This window comes from Nocardia sp. MDA0666 (assembly GCF_003023875.1).
Lineage (GTDB): Bacteria > Actinomycetota > Actinomycetes > Mycobacteriales > Mycobacteriaceae > Nocardia > Nocardia aobensis.
Genome location: NZ_PYHT01000005.1, coordinates 222,200 through 239,032, shown reverse-complemented (window position 1 = coordinate 239,032; position 16,833 = coordinate 222,200). Strand labels below are relative to the sequence as shown.

16 protein-coding genes and 1 tRNA gene are annotated in these 16,833 nt (G+C 67.4%); 10 read left to right on the top strand and 7 right to left on the bottom strand.

Annotated features, from left to right (window positions below; translation table 11 throughout):
* The first annotated feature begins 14 nt into the window (after positions 1–14).
* The 4 genes from pgm (at position 15) to C8258_RS11040 (ending at position 5,156) form a co-directional block, all read left to right on the top strand.
* On the top strand, positions 15–1,670 hold the full coding sequence (gene pgm / locus C8258_RS11055) for a phosphoglucomutase (alpha-D-glucose-1,6-bisphosphate-dependent) (RefSeq protein ID WP_106955191.1): 1,656 nt from the start codon (positions 15–17) through the stop codon (positions 1,668–1,670).
* A gap of 14 nt (positions 1,671–1,684) precedes the next feature.
* On the top strand, positions 1,685–2,899 hold the full coding sequence (locus tag C8258_RS11050) for an MFS transporter (RefSeq protein ID WP_199195660.1): 1,215 nt from the start codon (positions 1,685–1,687) through the stop codon (positions 2,897–2,899).
* Positions 2,900–3,062: 163 nt separating this feature from the next.
* Positions 3,063–4,196 (top strand): S9 family peptidase, encoded by a 1,134-nt coding sequence (locus C8258_RS11045; protein WP_233225008.1) that lies wholly within the window; start codon positions 3,063–3,065, stop codon positions 4,194–4,196.
* 252 nt (positions 4,197–4,448) lie between these two features.
* The gene (locus tag C8258_RS11040; protein WP_106955083.1) at positions 4,449–5,156 is read left to right on the top strand and encodes a hypothetical protein; all 708 of its coding nucleotides are present in this window, start codon (positions 4,449–4,451) and stop codon (positions 5,154–5,156) included.
* A 103-nt stretch (positions 5,157–5,259) separates the two neighbouring features.
* Here the strand turns inward: C8258_RS11040 and C8258_RS11035 are convergent, their stop codons facing one another.
* The gene (locus tag C8258_RS11035; RefSeq protein WP_106955188.1) at positions 5,260–6,285 is read right to left on the bottom strand and encodes a dihydrodipicolinate reductase; all 1,026 of its coding nucleotides are present in this window, start codon (positions 6,283–6,285) and stop codon (positions 5,260–5,262) included.
* Between the two features lie 80 nt (positions 6,286–6,365).
* The gene (locus C8258_RS11030) at positions 6,366–7,193 is read right to left on the bottom strand and encodes an SDR family oxidoreductase (protein ID WP_233225007.1); all 828 of its coding nucleotides are present in this window, start codon (positions 7,191–7,193) and stop codon (positions 6,366–6,368) included.
* 94 nt (positions 7,194–7,287) lie between these two features.
* Between C8258_RS11030 and C8258_RS11025 the strand changes: the two genes are divergently transcribed.
* Both C8258_RS11025 and C8258_RS11020 read left to right on the top strand, forming a co-directional pair.
* Positions 7,288–7,884 carry a TetR/AcrR family transcriptional regulator gene (locus C8258_RS11025; protein WP_106955082.1) on the top strand — a complete coding sequence of 199 codons (597 nt, stop codon included), beginning with the start codon at positions 7,288–7,290 and terminating at the stop codon, positions 7,882–7,884.
* Positions 7,885–7,995: 111 nt separating this feature from the next.
* A complete protein-coding gene (locus tag C8258_RS11020; RefSeq protein WP_063012256.1) occupies positions 7,996–8,697 on the top strand; it encodes a thioredoxin domain-containing protein in 702 nt (233 codons plus the stop codon).
* An 88-nt stretch (positions 8,698–8,785) separates the two neighbouring features.
* Here C8258_RS11020 and C8258_RS11015 read toward each other — a convergent pair whose 3' ends face one another.
* Positions 8,786–8,971: a hypothetical protein gene (locus C8258_RS11015; protein WP_036509821.1), complete on the bottom strand. Its 186-nt coding sequence runs from the start codon at positions 8,969–8,971 to the stop codon at positions 8,786–8,788.
* 103 nt (positions 8,972–9,074) lie between these two features.
* A complete protein-coding gene (locus C8258_RS11010; protein WP_106955081.1) occupies positions 9,075–10,475 on the bottom strand; it encodes a DUF222 domain-containing protein in 1,401 nt (466 codons plus the stop codon).
* Positions 10,476–10,600: 125 nt separating this feature from the next.
* Between C8258_RS11010 and C8258_RS11005 the strand changes: the two genes are divergently transcribed.
* A tRNA-Ala gene (locus C8258_RS11005) sits at positions 10,601–10,673 on the top strand.
* Positions 10,674–10,843: 170 nt separating this feature from the next.
* Here the strand turns inward: C8258_RS11005 and C8258_RS32255 are convergent.
* Genes C8258_RS32255 through C8258_RS10990 form a run of 3 tightly spaced genes read right to left on the bottom strand, consistent with a single transcriptional unit; the run spans position 10,844 to position 12,485 of the window.
* Positions 10,844–11,371: a DUF5994 family protein gene (locus C8258_RS32255; RefSeq protein ID WP_146161211.1), complete on the bottom strand. Its 528-nt coding sequence runs from the start codon at positions 11,369–11,371 to the stop codon at positions 10,844–10,846.
* Between the two features lie 43 nt (positions 11,372–11,414).
* Positions 11,415–11,882, bottom strand: coding sequence for a DUF5994 family protein (locus C8258_RS10995; protein WP_233225006.1), 468 nt, complete (start codon positions 11,880–11,882; stop codon positions 11,415–11,417).
* A 3-nt stretch (positions 11,883–11,885) separates the two neighbouring features.
* Positions 11,886–12,485 carry a DUF5994 family protein gene (locus tag C8258_RS10990; protein WP_146161210.1) on the bottom strand — a complete coding sequence of 200 codons (600 nt, stop codon included), beginning with the start codon at positions 12,483–12,485 and terminating at the stop codon, positions 11,886–11,888.
* Positions 12,486–12,674: 189 nt separating this feature from the next.
* On the opposite strand from C8258_RS10990, the gene C8258_RS10985 reads away from it, so the two are divergent.
* The 3 genes from C8258_RS10985 (at position 12,675) to C8258_RS10970 (ending at position 16,745) form a co-directional block, all read left to right on the top strand.
* Entirely contained in the window at positions 12,675–13,379 is a 705-nt protein-coding gene (locus C8258_RS10985) for a TetR/AcrR family transcriptional regulator C-terminal domain-containing protein (protein ID WP_233225022.1), read from the top strand.
* A 296-nt stretch (positions 13,380–13,675) separates the two neighbouring features.
* Positions 13,676–14,101: a DUF5994 family protein gene (locus C8258_RS10980; RefSeq protein WP_146161209.1), complete on the top strand. Its 426-nt coding sequence runs from the start codon at positions 13,676–13,678 to the stop codon at positions 14,099–14,101.
* Positions 14,102–15,143: 1,042 nt separating this feature from the next.
* Complete coding sequence (locus C8258_RS10970) at positions 15,144–16,745, top strand: bifunctional diguanylate cyclase/phosphodiesterase (RefSeq protein WP_233225005.1); 1,602 nt, start codon at positions 15,144–15,146, stop codon at positions 16,743–16,745.
* Positions 16,746–16,833: the final 88 nt, after the last annotated feature.

The window sequence follows — 16,833 nt, the reverse complement described above, 5'->3', positions numbered from 1 at the left end:
AGGGAGGCCCGAGCATGGCCCACGATCGAGCCGGCCGACCGGCGCGGGCCAGCGATCTCGAGGATCTGCCGCATCTGGTGACGGCGTACTACAGCCGCATCCCCGATCCCGCCGAACCCGCCCAGCAGGTGGTCTTCGGCACATCCGGACATCGCGGTTCGAGCCTCGATTGCGCGTTCAACGAGGCCCACATCCTCGCCATCACCCAGGCGATCGTGGAGTATCGCGCCACCCGCGGCATCACCGGCCCGGTGTATCTGGCTCGCGACACCCACGCGCTCTCGGAACCGGCGTGGACCACCGCGCTGGAGGTGCTGGCCGCCAACGATGTGACCGCCGTGATCGACAGCCGCGGGCGCTACACGCCGACCCCGGCGCTCAGTCACGCGGTGCTGCGCCACAATCGGGGCGGCACCCGCCATCAGGCCGACGGCATCGTGGTCACGCCGTCGCACAATCCGCCCCGCGACGGCGGCTTCAAATACAACCCGCCGCACGGCGGGCCGGCCGATACGGTCGCGACCGACGCCATCGCCGAGCGCGCCAACGAACTGCTGCGTGGCGGGCTGGCCGGAATCAAACGCACCACGCTGCAGCATGCGCTGGCCACCGGTGTGCAGCGCTACGACTACCTCGACCAGTACATCGCCGATCTGCCCAACGTGTTGAATCTGGACGCGGTGCGCGGCGCCGGAATCCGGCTGGGCGCGGACCCGATGGGCGGCGCCAGCGTCGACTACTGGGAGGAGATCGGCCAGCGCTACGACCTCGAACTCGAGGTGGTCAATCCGTTCGTCGACCCCACTTGGCGGTTCATGACCCTCGACAGCGACGGCAAGATCCGGATGGATCCGTCCTCGCGCTATGCGATGGCCTCGCTGGTGGCGATTCGCGACGACTACGACATCTCCACCGGCAACGACGCCGACGCCGACCGGCACGGCATCGTGACGCCCGATGCGGGGTTGATGAATCCCAACCACTTCCTGGCGGTGGCCATCGAATATCTGGTCGCCAACCGGATGGGGTGGGACGCACTGACCAAGATCGGCAAGACCGCGGTGACCTCCTCGATGATCGATCGCGTGGTCGGCGTGCTCGGCCGGCAGACCCACGAGGTGCCGGTCGGCTTCAAATGGTTCGTTCCCGGATTGTTCAGCGGTTCCCTGGCTTTCGGCGGTGAGGAGAGCGCCGGGGCCTCGTTCCTGCGCCACGACGGCACGGTGTGGACCACCGACAAGGACGGCATCCTGCTGGCGCTGCTGGCCGCCGAGATCACCGCGGTCACCGGCCAGAGTCCGTCGGCGCGCTACGCCGAACTCGAAAAGCGTTACGGCACACCGGCTTACGCGCGCATCGATGCCGTCGCGAATGCCGAGCAGAAGCGGCGGCTGGCCGCGCTGACACCGGACGACATCACCACCACCGACATCGCCGGGGAATCGGTGCTGTCGGTGCAGACCCGGGCTCGCGGCAACGGCGCGGCGCTGGGCGGGGTCAAGGTCACCACCGAGAACGCGTGGTTCGCGGCCCGCCCGTCGGGCACCGAGGACAAGTACAAGATCTACGCCGAATCGTTCGAGGGGCCCGAACATCTGGCCTTGGTGCAGGCGGCCGCGGAGGAAGTGGTCGGACGCGCGCTCGGCATCGAGGAGCCCGCGGTCGACTGATTCGCGGAGATGTGGTGAACGACAGTCACGGTGCCGGTTCCCGGCTGCCCGCCGAGACCTGGGTGCTGATCGGCGCGGCATTCATCATCGCGCTCGGATTCGGGCTGGTCGCACCGGCATTGCCGCAGTTCGCCCGCAGCTTCGGCGTCGGTGTCGCGGCCGCCTCGGCGATCATCAGCAGTTTCGCGCTGATGCGCCTGCTGTTCGCACCGGTGAGCGGGCGGCTGGTACAGCGGTACGGTGAGCGCGCGCTGTATCTCGCCGGCCTGCTGATCGTGGCCCTGTCCACCGGCGCGTGCGCGCTGGCGCAGACCTATTGGCAGCTGATCGTGCTGCGTTCGCTGGGCGGGATCGGATCGACCATGTTCACGGTCTCCTCGCTGGGCCTGGTCATCCGGCTGTCGCCGCCCGGTGAGCGGGGGCGGGTGTCCGGGTTGTGGTCCACCAGTTTCCTGATCGGCTCGCTGGCCGGTCCACTGCTCGGTGGTGCGCTGAGCGGGCTGGGGCTGCGTGCGCCGTTCGCGATCTACGCGGTGGCCCTGCTGGCGGCGAGTGCGGTGGTGTTCTGGAAGCTGCGCGGTTCGCATCTGGCCGAACCGGTGGGCGCCGAGCCGATGCCGGTGGTGAGTTTCGGTCGCGCACTGGCCGATCCGGTGTACCGGGCCGTGCTGTGGTCCAACTTCGCCAACGGCGCGGCGGTGTTCGGCGTGCGGATGGCGCTGGTTCCGCTGCTGGTCGTGGAGGTACTCGGCGAATCTCCGGGAGTCGCCGGGGTGGCGTTGACGGTCTTCGCCGCGGGCAATGCCGCGGTGCTGCTCGCCTCCGGCCGGTTGTCGGATCAATGGGGGCGCAGACCCTTCCTGATCGCCGGCACCCTGGTGTGCGCGGCCGGCACGATCGCGCTGGGTCTCGCGCCGAATGTGGTGTGGCTGCTGGGGGCCTCGTTCGTCGCCGGTCTCGGCTCCGGGATGTACACACCCGCGCAGCAGGCCGCGGTCGCCGACGTGATCGGCCCGCGGGCGCGCGGTGGCCCGGTGCTGGCCGGATATCAGATGGCCGCCGATCTCGGCACCGTCGTGGGGCCGATCGCCATCGGGTGGCTGGCGCAGCGGGTGTCGTTCGGATTCGCGCTCACGGTGACCGGTGCGCTGCTGGTGGTGGCCGCGGCCGGATGGACGGTGGTGCGCGAGCCGCTACGGAGGCATCTGGTCACCGCGTCCGCCGACTGATTTCCGCGACGTCGCCCGCGCTGTCCTACCTGGCGGGAGCATCGGCCTTCGATCGCCGAAACCCCCTACCCTGTGGCCGACCTACTGGATCCACAGATCGGAGATCACCGTGCCGGCTCGTCGAATACGGAAATCGGCTCGGATCGGCGTCGGTGTCCTGGCAGTGGGCTTGTCGGCCGCCGCCTGCTCCGGCGCGCCGGATACCGATCCCGCCACCCTGCGCGCGGGACAGTTGCTGACCGCGCGGCCGCTGACGAGTGCCGCCGCCCTGCCCGGTGCGGCGAGCACGCGCCTGATCACCTATGCCTCCGACGATGCGCACGGGCAGCCGATCGTGGTGTCGGGCACCGTCGCGGTGCCTGCGGGAGCACCGCCGAAGGACGGCTGGCCGGTGCTGAGCTGGGCCCACGGCACCACTGGCTACGCCGACACCTGCGCGCCCTCCGCCGACACCGCGGACGGTCCGGATCACGACTACCTGGGGCCGGTGAACCGGATCCTCGGCAGTTGGGTTGCCAAGGGCTATGCCGTGGTTCAGACCGATTACGAAGGGCTCGGCACTCCCGGCGGGCATCCGTACATCAACGGCACGAGCGAGGCCGACGCGGTCGTCGACATCGTGCGCGCGGCCCGGGCGCTGGAGCCCTCGATCGGGAAGCGCTGGGTCGTCGCCGGGCACAGTCAGGGCGGGCAGGCGGCATTGTTCACCGCGCAGGCCGGGGCCGCGCGGGCGCCCGAACTGGAGCTGAAGGGTGCGGTGTCGATCGCGCCCGGTGGGGTGGGGCTGAGCGGGACCGTCGACTACCTACGATCGAATCGCCCCGGCGCCGAAGGGGCCGAGGCTTTCCTGCCGGTGATTCTGCTGGGGGCGCACGCCGCCGAACCGGCCATCGATCCGGACGCGTTGGTGACGCCGCAGGCCGCGCCGCTGCTCACGGCCGCGCGCACCGGCTGCCTCGCCCAGATCCGCGCGGTGCCACCGGTGCCGCCGGCGCAGGTCTTCGCGCCGAACGCGGACGTCGGACCGCTGACCCGGTATCTGGACGAGCAGGACCCCAGCCGCGTGACCCCGACCGTGCCGACGATGATCGCCCAGGGCACGGCCGATTCCGCCGTCGCGAAACCGGGTACCGACGCTCTGGTGAAAACGCTGTGCGGCAGGGGAGTTCGCATCGACTACCGGGTCTACGACGGCCAGGATCATCGCGGCAGTGTGCCCGCGTCGCTGGCCGATGCTCAGGATTTCGTGGCGCGGGTGATGGCGGGCGAACCGACCGCAACCTCCTGCGGTCACTGAAACACACTGTGACACAGGGTGTCTCGCCGCCAGCCTGAGCCGGCGGCGATTCGTAGTGCGCTGACCGAAGTATGTGCCGACAGCCGGTGATCCGGCGCGGATCCCCGGTTCACCGCCAGTGTCCCGCTGAACGAGAGGCCGCTCCCTGACCGCGCCGCGCTGTGACATGTTCCACAGGCATGTTGTCTGCGTATCACCGTCGGCCATGTCCGCAATTGCGCAGTGCCACGGTGATTTTCGAGAGGAGAACCGATGAGGGTTCAACGCTGGGTAGCCGCCACCACGCTCGCCATCGCGACCGTCACCGCCTCGTCCGCCCACGCTGCGGCCGACCCTGCCCTGCCGGATGCCGCGGCGCCGGCACCGAACAGTGCTGCCACGGACGGCGCCGTGCACTACCGGGCCGTGAATACCGGTGCGGCAGCAGTGATCACCACCGATTCGGGTTCGATGGACGTCTCGGACGGGATATTCCGGATCAGATCCGCCGCCGGCGCGGTGCTGGCCGGAATCCCGCTGACGATTCGTATCGATGACGTCGCCTATCCGGTCGAGGCATCGATTCGTGACCACACCGCCATCCTCACCCCGGCTGCGCTGCCGTTCGAGGACGAGGCGCCGTGGCGTACCCGCTACGAGCGGGAGCAGGCGGCGTTTTCCCGTGCCGCGCTACAGATTACGACCGCCGCCGCTGGTGGTGCCGGGGTCGGCACCGCGATCGGCGGTATCGCCGGATGTGTCGGCGGAGCGCTGGTCGGCGCCGTCGTCACCGGCATTCTCGCGGCGTTGTTCGGTGCGGGGCCCCTGGCGGGCTGTCTGGCCGGGATGGCCGTGGGTGCGGGGATCGGCGCCTTCGCGGGCGCCTTGCTGGTCGCGGCTCCGGTGGCGGTCGCCTCGGTGATCCAGTACTTCACCACAATCAACGAGCCGTTCGTCCCGAAGGGGCAGCCGGCGAAGTGAGTACGGTACAGGCTCCGAGTTCGCGTCGCCGGCCTACTCGGCCTCCGGCGCGAATTCGGAGCGGCTCCCCGAAAGACGCGGCGGTAAAGCGACTTCCGGTATATCAGCGAATGGTGCCGACGCCGGGGACGAGGGGCAGGTCCAGCGGTGTCACCCAACCGGGCGGCAGGGCGTTGACCGCGGGAACGGCATTCAGGGCCCGCATCCCGGTGGCGAGACATCCGGCGACAGCGGGTGTGCGCCCCGATCCGTCGGTGAACCGGAAGGTGGTTTCCTGCGAGATGGACGGCGAGCCGACGATGTCGACCCGGTACACATCGTCCTTCGTGCCGGCGGGCCAGTCGGGAGCCGCGTCGGTGCCGATGCGGTTGACGTGCTCGAGCGTGATGACCTCGCGGCCGTGGTAGACGCCGTTGATCGTGAACCGGATGGCGGCGACGTTGCCGGCCGCGACGACACCCTTCGCGGACGGCCGATCCACCGGAGTCACCCATTTCTCCCACGTGGTCGTGATGGTGTCGAGTTCGATGCCCACGGCCGTCGCGATCATCGGCACGGTGGCGCCCCACGCCATGATCAGCAGCTCGGGGATCTCCAGCATGGCCTGGAATTCCGGCGGCCGCCCGATGCCCATCTCGACTTCGTAATCGCCCTCGTAGGAGGTGTAGTCGAGCAGCTCCGAGGCGCGCACCGACTCCACCTCCCCGCACAGACCCAGCAGTGTCATCGGGAACAGGTCGTTGGCGAAGCCCGGATCGATACCGGTGGTGAAGCAGGACGCGCCACCCTCGGCGCAGGCCTCGGTGATCGGATCGCGCCAGGCGGCGGGTGTCTGCGTCATCTCCGGCCACACCCACGGTGTCATCGCGGTCGAGCACACGTCGATCCCCGCCCGCAGGAACGACCCGATGACCCGGATGTTCTCGTCGGCGAACTGTGCGGTCGGCCCGTAGTGCACCACCGCGTCGGGGCGCAGCGCGATCAGTTCCGCCACCGAATCCGTGGCGCGGATACCGGTTTCGCCGCCGCCGCACAGCAGTCCGGCGTCGCGCCCGACCTTGTCCGGGTTGCTGACACCCACGCCCACCAGTTCGAAGACCGGATGGCGGATGATCTCGGCGAGCACCATGGAGCCCACCACCCCGGTACCCCAGAGGACGATTCGCTTCTTCGCGTCGGTCACCGGAACTCCTTGCAGCCGTGAGTATTTCAGTTGTGGTATTCGCCGCAGTCGACGGTGAGAATCTGTCCCGTGACGGCGGAGGCGAGGTCGCTGGCGAGGAACAGGGCGGCGCGGGCCACCTCCTCCGGGGCGGCGAGGCGTTTGAGGTCGGTGGGTTCGGCCTTGCGCCGGTAGATCTCCTCGTGGGTGACGCCGTCCTGGGTGGCGAGCCAGTCGAAGTAGGCCTTGTTCACGTCCTCGTAGATGTAGGAGGGCGCGACGCTGTTGACCCGGATGCCGCGCGGGCCCAGTTCGGTGGCCAGCGACGAGGCGAGATGGGCGAGTGTGCCTTTCGACAGTTTGTACCCGGCGTAGATCGGCTCGGAATCGAAGCTCACACAGGAATTGAGCATGATGATCGAGCCGCGCGTGGCGGCCAGCGCATCGGCGAACAGTGTCGAAAGCCGCAGCGGCGCGAAGACATTCGTCTCGTTCGCGGTGCGCAGCGCGTCCAGCTCGATACCGGTGATCGGTTCCATCGGCGGGATGGCGAAGGCGTTGTTGATCAGGCAGTCGACCCGGCCGAATTCGGCGAGGGCCCGCTCGACCAGCGCACTGCGCTGCTCTTCCTCGGTGATGTCGGTGGGCACCACCAGCGCCTTGCGACCGTGGGACCGCACTACCTCGGCCATCTTCTCCAGCCGGCGTTCGGTGCGGCTGACCAGCACCAGATCCGCGCCCATCCGGGCGGCCTCGGCGCCCAGCGCGCGGCCGAGACCCGGGCCCACACCCGACAGTACGACGACCTTGCCCTCGAGCAGGGGGAGTGGCCGATAGGTATCCGTGGCGGCGATCGGCTGGTCGGTAGTGGACACGACGTCTCCTCGAATTCAGCAGTTACAGAATGTAACGACTCAGATGTGACAGACTGTAACGACTGATGCTCGCGCTGACAAGGACGGTTGTGTCGTGAACGCTCGCCATCGGCTCGGGCCGCATCGCGATCCGGAGGTGGATCGAGCGATCCTCGAGGCCGCCCGCGAGCTGCTAGTGGAACGGGGCTATGCCGCCGTGTCGATCGATGCGATCGCCACCCGCGCCGGGGTGAGCCGGCCCGCGATCTACCGGCGCTGGCCGTCGAAGGCGCATCTGATCGCGCGAGCGGTCTTTCCGGATGTGGGCGGCGAAGAGGTGGCGACCGATCTGGTAGAAGAGATCCGCACGGTGATCCGGGGCACGATCCAGCTCTTCGGGGCGCGGCCCGCGCGCGAGGCCATGCCCGGGCTGATGACCGAGATGCGTGCGGATTCCGGGCTGTATCAGAAACTTTCGGCACGGCTTGATACCCCGACCCGGCGTGAACTCGCGCGGTATCTGGATTCCGGGGCCGTCCGCGGCGGGGTCGATTCGGACACCGTGCTGGATATGATCGCCGGCGCCGCGCTGTTCGCCATGTGTATCCGGGATATCGACGATACGGAGGGGTTCGCCCGCTCGCTCGAGGAATTGGTCCTCTACGGGCTGGTCGGTGTGCCCGCGAGCGAGGCGGAGGAACCGCGGGCGTAGGCCGGCGATATCCGGTTGCCGGGAAATCGGACGGCCGGATTCCGGCGAGGGACCGGTTTTGGCAGAGTGGACGCCGTGAATTCCTCGGATTCGAAATACACACCGCGACCGATGTCGAACCGCACCACGTATGCGCTGGGCGCGGTGGCGCTGGTCGTCGTCGCGGTGATCGTGGTGCTCGTCGTGCGCTGGAACAGCGACCATGGTCTGACGGTGCAGGAGGACGGCTACGGCGCCGCACACGATCCCGCCGTGCAGGCGCTACTGGATTCCGACGGCGCGATCGTGCTCGGTAAGACCGCCGCGGCGAAGACGATCGATATGTTCGAGGATCCGATGTGCCCGTCCTGCGGGGCGCTCGAGCATTACTACGGACAGCAGATCGCCAAAGCGATCGACCAGGGAAAGCTCGCGGTGCGCTACCGGTTCGTGAACTTCCTGGATCCCAAGTCGAGCAGTAAGGACTATTCCACCCGCGCGGTGGCCGCCAGCGAATGTGTGGCCGATGCCGGTGACGGCCCGGTGTTTTCGAAATTCCACATGGCGCTGTTCACCACGAAGCAGCCCAGTGAAGACGGCGGCAATCTGACCAACGATCAATTGGCCGCGATCGCCAAGGATTCCGGTGCGTCCGCCGAGGTGCAATCCTGCATCGCAAAGGGGGACCGGGTGGACTCGGCCCGTAACCACGCCCAGTCGTCGCTCGCGGCGTTGAAGGACGCGGTCGGCCAGGTGCAGACCCCCACCGTGCTCGACGGCGGCAAGAACGTCGACGTGGAGAATTCGGATTGGGTCACCAAGCTGGTGAGCTGACCACCTCCGCGCGGCACTGTCGCGCTTGTCGAGGTCCCGGCCCGGACGGTATCCCCAACCGCCCGGGCCGGAGTCGTAGCACCGGCGCTCAACAGATCTCGTCGTCGCCGAGTAGCACCTCGTAGATGCGATTGCGCGCGTCCGCGATCGCGTTCACGGTGTCACGCAATTGCCCTGCCATGGCGGCATAACCGGTGCCCGCGGCCGTGCGGTCGAGTTCGGATTCCAGCCGGAGCCGCAACTTCTCGAGCGCGGCGATCCGTTCCCGTTCCACACCGGCGTCGATAACGGTCGGCGCGGGTGGACGATCCTGGCAAGTCATGGTGTTCGCGGTGTCCTCCGATCACTCGTGTATGCAGTGGTGGAACGAAAGATCCTCAGCGCCGGTAACTTTCACCGGCGAGGAGGCAGTCCTCCGGTGTGCCCTCCGCGAGGCGTCGATGCACCAGGGCGTGATCCCCGATCGGATAGGCCGGGTCGAGCGTCGAAACAGGCCATGCCGCAACGGATGTGGATACCGGGCCCGAGCCGACCATCGGCGTCTCGATATCCCGATGCGGGAACAGGTAGCGAGCCACCTCGTCGACCGTGATGTGCACGTCGCCGGTCGGACTCGTCCACTGCACCCGGTCCGCATCGAGCCGGCGCACCTCCCACCGGGTCCTGTGCTGCACGGTTAGCAGCGCCAAGCGGGAATGATGGGAACATAACGTCAACCGTTGTCCGCTCGGCGAACTCGCGTCCACGTCGGTATTGCCCGTGCTCCCCTCCGGTACGGGCAAGTCTGTTGTCGCGGCGGGCGTTACGCAGCCCGGGAATGCGCACAGGCCATCGATCCGGGCGGCGGTTTCGGCCACGGTGACCGATTCGCCCCGTTCGGCGATCCGCCGCGCAAGTTCCGCGTCGATCGGCCCGTAGCCCGCCAGATAGGCGGGTTCCTCGCTCTCTCCGCTCAGAGCTTCGGCGCTGACACCTACCCGGATCAGCGGGCGGCGAGTCCTGGCACGTCCGGACGTGCGTCGCGCCGACTCGAGGTTCTCAGAAATTGTTGCGGTACAGCGCTTTCCGCGTCCGCAGGCACAGTCGAGCCGCTCGGCCCCCTCGGCGAGGGCGACGAGCGCGTCCGCGCGGCGTTGCGGCATGGTGCGCGGGTCCGCGGGGCAGACCTCGTGGGCCATATCGCGCAGGCGCGTCGCGACCGTCTGTGCCCCGTCCGCGGGCAGAAGACCCGCCACGACCGCGGCGCCGTCCTGGACCGCGGTCAGGCGGATATCGCGGCAGTCCTCACGCTGTTCCCGCCGCCGCTGCTCACCCGGGCCGTCGAGTCGGCTCAACCAGCGCCGCGCGGTCTGCCGTAGCCGGGCCGGTGTGGTTCGTGCGGCGGCCTCGACCAGCGGGACTTCGAGATCGGCCAGCAGATCGGAGGACAGTCCGCGCGCATTGTCGACAATCACCTGCACCCGCGACAGATCGATGCGGCCGGATCCGAACGCTTCCCGCGTATGCGGCAGCGCGTCCAGTGCCAGCCCGATATCGATCAGCGCGGCCGCGACCTGCTCGGAAACCTGCACCGCCATCGAGACTTCCGCCGCGGCGAATTCTCCCGCCCGTACCCCGCCCGGCCCGGGCGCGGCGTTGCCGGCGCGATGCCGCCGATACAACTCGCGCACCGCCCGCACCTCTGCCGCCTGTGCGAATGCAGCCGCCCCATGTGCCCGTCGCAGCGCATCGACCAGCCCCTCGTCGCTCATCGCCTGAAGCTCTCTGCTATCGAACATGTGTTCGAGTCTATCGTTCGAACGTGTGTTCCACCACCCCTGTACGCAGGCGATTTGGTACGCCGAACCCAGGTGGTGTAACTTCTTTCAAGCACGCGGGGAACACCCCCGAGGTGCGAAAATCTGGGGCTATGGCGCAGCTGGTAGCGCACCACACTGGCAGTGTGGGGGTCAGGGGTTCGAGTCCCCTTAGCTCCACAGAAATAACAGGTCAGGCCCGGTCTTCGACCGGACCTGACCTATTTTATTTGATTCAGCCCCACGGAAACCCTGCCATTTCGGCACCTAATTCTGATTCGTTCGAGTGTCGTCGCCGGGCAGGTGGCCGACGGCGTGCGGGTGTCGATCGATCCGTTCGTCATGTCCGATCAGTCGTCGGCGCGACGGTAGATGAAGCGCGGCATCGGCATCCGCTCGGTGATCAAGTACTGAAATCCCCGAGCGTGCCGGGCTTCAGAAGAAAGGCACTGGTCGTCGCATGGCCCTGGAATCGTCACGGACCGCATTCGTCGTTCTCCGGGACTGATCATCGGCAGTTCGTCCACGGTGGAGACGTCGCCGGTGGCGGATGCGGCGGTTATTGCGGCGAAGGCCTGATGGTCGTCGGTATAGGGCGGGATAGCCAGGATGACCAGTCGACGGTCGCGAGTGCCCAGATCGCTGGGGCGCTCGCCCACTCGCCGAGGCGGTAGGTGATCCGGCGGACTGGGTCGATCGGGGCTTGTCACGGTTGCCAGCAGTGCTGGCAATTCGCCCCTGAGATTGTCACTGCGCGGCCACCACGCCCCGTCGACGTAGCCGGTCTTCGCCGAGTCCGGTTTCACCCGCAGTCGGGATGCTCGGCCGTCGACCGGGTCGGAGCTTTGCCGCTGCGTACGGGTGTTGTCTTGTGTCATAGCGACGTTGCTGCCTCGTTCGTGTGTCAGCCGCGTTCCGGTGTCAGGATCCGGGCGGGCTGATGTGTCCTGCCACCGCGAGGCGCATGCGTTCGCGTGCGACCTCGGGTGTCGTGTCCGCCGGGATGACGAGCAGCGTCAGCGCGGTGCCGTGTGCTCCGTAGAGGCGCATCACGTCGGGAGGCTGGCCGTCACTGGCACCGTGCACGCGGATGTGGTCGTCGGTGTCGATGCGTCGCTGGGCGATGCTGGTCGCGTTCCATTCGAAGCCGACGCGCATCGTGGGCCCGAGGCGTGGGGTGACCGCACTGATCAGGTCGTGTAGCTCGGACGTGAGGTTCGTGGTCCACGGCCACCAGGCGCCGTCGACGTTTCCAGGAGGGGCACTTCGCCCACGCAGCATCAAACGCGGTGTACGCGTGGGTGTTCCGAAAGGCTGCCGCTCGTCGTGTGCGGGCGTGTCCGATTCGAAGCCGCTGATGACGGTGCGTCGTACGTGCAGGCGAGGCATGATCTACTCCTGCCGCAGAGTGACGGCGTCTGCCATCGCGGAGCGGGCGGTACGGCTGTCGGTGGATGAAGGGATCACGCGTAGCACCGTGACGGCGGAATGGGAGCCGACGACGTACATCGTGTTCCGCAACTGGAACCGGTACGGCTCGAGGCTGATCGAATGTTCTGCCACTGTCACCTGCCGTGGCGGTGGGGACCAGCTGTCCGGATCGTAGACGATCCGATCGACCGGACCCAGCCGAGTTGTCAAGGCCGCCAACAGTTCTGGAAGCTCGGTAGCGAGATCGGTGGACCTGGGCCACCACGCGCCGTCGATGTAGTCCGCACGGCGGTCTTCCGGCGTCAGCCGCAGTCGCGGTGGATGGTGGGTGGCCGCAGGTTCGTGAAGTCGGTTCGAGGGTTGAGCCGGAGCGTTCGAGGTGTCTTCGGGCACGGGGTCGAGATAGCGCCGGATTGCCTCTGGAAAGGCCGCGGTCTTGTGCGCGAATGTGTGAGCAATTGCCATGGCGACCGGTCCTCTGCTCGTCGAGATGGAGCGTGGCGGCCGAAATAATCGGCACTCGACCTGTGCCCGGTTCCGCATCGACAGCTCAGAACACACGAGTCGGTGCTGGAAGATGTGCGGTCCCTCCAGTAGACGCCCATGTAGAGGTAATGTCAACGCTGTAGGTCTACACTTCATCGCTACAGCATTTCCGGCAGTGAGCGAGGCTGTGTCATGGACGAATCGTCACCGGACCGGCAGGGTTTCGCGGACAGTGCCGACTCGGGTCGTGCCGCGAACGGTCGTATGGCCGGCCGGGTCACGCGTGCCGGCGTGCTGGCGGCCGCACTGGCGATTGTCGACAACGACGGCGTCGAGGGGTTATCGATGCGCCGTTTGGCCGACGTGGTGGGCCGGGATCCGATGGTGATCTACCGGCATGTACCGAACAAGGCGGCGGTGCTCGACGGTGTGGCCGAGCTCGTCTTCGGGCAACTGAGCGTGGACAGTTCCGACCCGGATTGGGGCGGCCGATTGCGGATAGTCGCTCGCGATTTCCGCGAACTGGCGCTGTCACATCCGCGGGTGGTGCCATTGCTGGTGACGCGACCACTGGCAACACCGCTCGGGCAGCGTTCCCAGGCGGTGTTACGGCCGCTGGAGGACGTACTGGCATTGCTCACCCGTGCCGGTTTCTCCGGCGCCGACGCGCTGCACATCTATCGCGCTCTGTTCGGTTTCCTTTATGGCCATGTCCTCAATGAGCTGCAGGAATTGGTGGAACGTCCGGAAGAGTCCGACGAAGTATTGCGACTCGGCCTGCATCGGCTGCCGGTCACCGAGTTCCCGTTGCTGCGCCAACTCGCGCCGGTGCTGGCCGACTACGACGGTGAAGCCGAGTTGGAACGCGGGCTCGACATCCTGCTGGCCGGCCTTACGGCCACCCTGCCGAAGCCTGGCGAGGGTGCCACTGCACATGATGTCACCGCCGGCAGAGAAGAAAAGGGTTGACCGTCGAGGTTCCGCAGGGAGTTGTAGGAAGGTCTTTCCGGTCGATATCAGGCCACTTTTCACGGCAGTTCGTACAAGCTCGATGACAGGCGGCAGCGGTCTGCCGGTGATTGCTCCGAGCGCACCCGGTCGACATCGCGGCGATGAGCGAACATCTCGTGGATTCGCGCACGTCGGCGACGGGTGTCAACGCGTAGGCTGGGCAATAGAGGCACCTCGCATGCCGGCCAGACACGGTCGCGTCGTCTCCGATTCGAATTCCGGGCCCCTCGCGGAGGCTGTGACAGGAGCGTCTCATGACGCCACACTCGACGAGCTTGCATCCCGCACCGGCTCGTCGCTTACCGCTCTGCACACCACGATTGCGTTTGCGGCCGCGCCGCGATGGCACCGGCCATGTCGACGGTGTCTGGTGGCCTCGCACACAGGACCTCGCCGCCGAACTCCCGGGACTGCTCACCGTCCTCCGGCCGCACCTGGGACCGGTGCGGCGGGTAGTCTACGACCCCACCGGATGGTCACCCTCCACTCGGCACCTCCAGCTGGGCAGCCATCGAATTCGCTTGGACCCCTACCGGTTCGAGCTGTTCAACACGATGTACGTATGCAGTGCGCGCGGCATCGTCGTCATCCTGCAGGTCGTCCTCTCCACCACCGAGGACACCGTGGCGAACGCGGCGCTGGCAGCGGTACCGGGTGCACGCGAAGCAGGTCGATCATGATCCACGCCAGCGCACCACATCCCCTCACCGCGCCGGCCGAGATGGCGTATTCCGGTCGTCGCGGTCACGCCGCGGTTCACTCTGTCGAGTGCCTACTGGCCTGATCCGAGTCGCGGGCGGCTGCTTCGCTGTGTGGCATTGCGCGAACGCGTTGCGTGGTTGACATTGGGGTGGCCGTGTCGTGCAGGTCTCCAAGGCCCCGATGACCTGGCTCCTGCGATCCCGATGACGCACAACGGGCTCATCGCGGAGTTGGTACTAGATCTGCTGCGTGACCACCCCCCGACCTGGCCGACTGTCCGGTGCGCCTGCGAAGGCGCTGTTACGCAAGGAATACGCCCGGCTTCCCGACCTCGCTCCGTGCCTTTCGATACCGGTTCCCGGTTCCACTGCGCTTCGGTGAGCCCTCCAACCGGTTTTCACAGCCGTGGATCGTACGGAATGGGTGCCGGGCGATCCTGTCGACCGCGCTCCGGTCACGCGCGGGGACGTGGCGGCCGCCCCCTTGGTCCGGGCCGGCTGGTCTCCGTGTTCCTCACAGATGGGGTGGACGGCCAGTCGTCGCCGCGATTGTCGCGGCAGATCAGTGTGTGAGTGCTGAAGGTGCCGGGGACCACCGTGGCGCGAGCGTAGGTGTGGTTGGTGATGCTGCCGACGTTGGCGCTGCTGGTCACCGTCGAGCCGCGACGACGAGTTCGAGCGCGGAGATGTCGGCGTGTGTCGGCGTCCGGTGGCACTTTCTGTTGGCGGCCACTTGCCCGGTCTGTATCCGGCCGTACCCGGTTAAGGCTCGGCTAGTGCTCCGACCTGGGTATTCCGACCTTGATGGTGTGGCTAGTCTGGAGAGATGCGAGGAGTCGGAACCCGGGGTGGTTCCCGTACTCGGGCGCGGGCGGCATCAGTGGTAGCAACAGCGAGCCTCATGTCCAGGACTACCGGGGCTTTCTTTTTCGTCGGCGGACTGCTCGCTGCCGTGGTGACCGCACTGACAGGCGAGGGGCCGGGTAGTCGCGCGGTCGTGTTCGGGGCAGCGCTGGTCGCGGTGCTCACCGGCATCCTGGTGTATCTGGTGGGTGAGCGGATGCCGGTGCGCGCGCACCCGATCTTGGTATCGCTCGGGACCGTGCTGATCACCATTGCCATTCATTGGCTCCCCGGCGACACCGCCGCGGTCACGCTGTCGTCGATATACGTGTTCGTTGCGTGCGATGCCGCGTTCTTCTTCAGCACGTACGTCACCGGCCTGGAGATCGGGTTCGCCGTGGTGTGCTGCATGGCGGTGTTGGGCACGCGCGAGCACCTGCAATGGTGGACCGGGGTGATCGCGGCCGGGGTGACCGTGATGGTCGGTGTGGTGGTCACGATTGTGGCCCGCAGAGCCGCAGAAGCCGACATCGATGTGCTCACCGGCCTGCTCAATCGGCGCGGTTTCGATCGGTTGCTGAACGCCGAGATCGCCAAGGCCGGGCGGCTCGGCCAACGCCCCGCGCTGGTGCTGGCAGACCTGGACGGCTTTCGGACGGACGACAACGGCCACCTCGACCAGCCCACGGGCGATGCGGTGCTGCAGCACGTCGCCGACACCTGGAGTGAGCTGTTGACGCCGGAGCAGACGCTGGCCCGGCTCGGTGGCGACCTGTTCGCGGTGCTGCTGCCGGACACGACCGAACGGGCCGCGGTCGGGCTCACCGACCGCATGCGCGCGGCGACAACTACCGGCTGCTCCGCCGGCGTCACGTCATGGCAGCCGCGCGAACCGGCGTCGATGCTGGTCAGCCGGGCCGATGTGGGCCGGTATCGGGCCAAGCAGGCAGGTCCCAACCAGACCAGGCTGGAATCCGGGCAGCGCGTTGCCCTGGCTGACGAACTGCGCCGGGCCATCGCGGAAGACAACAACCTGGAAGTCCTGTACCAGCCGATCGTCAGCCTGCCGCTCGGCGACAAGGTGGTCGGTGTGGAGGCGTTGCTGCGCTGGTCTTCGGCCACCGAGCCTGGCCTCAGCACGATCGAGGTGATCCGCGCCGCGGAGGAGTACAACTTGATTGCCGACCTGGATCAGGCGGTACTACGTCGGGCCTGTGTGGACGCAGTCACGCTGCGGAGAACTGTCGCAGATCTCGACCTCACGCTGAACGTCAATGTCAGCGGTCTGGAGCTGGCCGACAGCGATTACGGCAATCGGGTACGGAGTACTCTGCGCAGCACCGGCTGGCACGCTGGGCAGCTGGTGCTCGAGGTCACCGAGACGCAGTTGGAGGCCGAGTCACCGATCGCGATCGACAACCTGAGCGCCTTGCGGAACGCCGGCGTACGCATCGCTATCGACGACTTCGGCACCGGTTACTCATCGTTGAGCAGGCTGGCGGCCATTCCAGCGGACATCCTCAAGGTGGACCGGTCCTTCGTCGCGGCGATCACCGCGGACTCACCCGCGCCACCGCTGCTCGGGGTGATCAAGGCGCTCAGCACCGCGCTCGACATGGAGGTCATCGCCGAAGGGGTCGAGACCGCGCACCAAGCGGCAGTGCTCACCGACCTCGGCTTCTCGCTGGTGCAGGGCTACCACTACAGCGGCCCCCGAACCGTGCAGGCGATCCTCGACCAACTCATCACGCAGCGCGGCATAGCGCACAACGAGCAGTGATCGCGGAGGGCACCGCTGCCTGTGGCGGTGGATGTTCAAGCTCTGACGAATACCAGACCGAGTGACTGCTCGAGGCCCGCGTCGCCCT